Annotated in this window: 1 protein-coding gene and 1 pseudogene; both read left to right on the top strand. The window is 60.3% G+C overall.

Translation table 11 applies throughout. From position 1 onward, the window contains the following. The coding region (locus LQT98_RS22865) for a phospholipase D-like domain-containing protein (RefSeq protein WP_331282590.1) at positions 1–418 on the top strand (418 nt) is incomplete at its 5' end. A gap of 72 nt (positions 419–490) precedes the next feature. Then, positions 491–906: pseudogene (locus tag LQT98_RS22860) on the top strand (hypothetical protein); the annotation flags it as partial.

The raw sequence follows: 906 nt of genomic DNA, 5'->3' as shown, positions 1-906 counted from the left end.
CAACCAGCGCGAAGCCGACCGCCCCGCCGCCGCCGGCCAGGGCTATGACTGGCCCTTCGTCTACATCCACAGCAAGCTGATGATCATCAACGACGTGTTCATGACTCAGGGCTCGGCCAATATCAACACCCGCAGCATGCGCGTCGACAGCGAACTGAACATCTGCCACGAACGCGGCGACATCAGCGCCGGCCTGCGCCGCGAGCTGTGGTCCTTGCACACCCGCGACCCGGAAACTGGAGAGGTGATGGGCTTAGAAAACACTAGTCTGCCGTTTGATGAACAGATGCCGGATGCGTTCAAGAAGTGGGAAAAAACTATTAATCGCAATAAAGAACGGAAAAATAAGGAGCTATCACCCATCGCCTCCCTAATCGAATTCCGCCGCGACAGCGACAAGCTGTCGAATCTGGACTAAGCCATGCGCGCCTTCCTGCTGATCACCATCCTCGCCTCAATAGCGGCCCCGGCCCTCGCCAAGGAAACCCTCATGAGCACGCTCAGCCCCAAACAACAAGAAGTGCTGGCCTTCCGCTGCGTCCACCAGCCACTGCCGACACCGACACCGGAAGCGGATCAGCTCTTCCTCTACGCCCGCCACTTGCAAAAGAACAATCTGTTGCGGCGCAAGCCCGACGTCACGCGGCAAGTGCAGCGCCTCTACCGCATCGCCGCCGCCCACGGGCACGTCAAGGCCAATATCAATTTGCAGAATGGGCTGACCGACGGCGACTTCACCGGCGGCTTCCGCGAAGTGCTGGACCTGAACCAGCAATTGCTCGACCGCGACCTCGCTCCCGGCTATTACAACCTCGCCTACTACACCAGCCGCGGCTACGGCAATATCAAGCGCGACCGCGAGCTGGCGCTACGCTATTTCCGCAAGGCCGCCGATCTGGGCAACCC

Origin of the sequence: Chromobacterium aquaticum, assembly GCF_021129195.1 — a bacterium.
Lineage (GTDB): Bacteria > Pseudomonadota > Gammaproteobacteria > Burkholderiales > Chromobacteriaceae > Chromobacterium > Chromobacterium aquaticum.
This window is presented reverse-complemented; position numbering and strand designations above follow the sequence as displayed.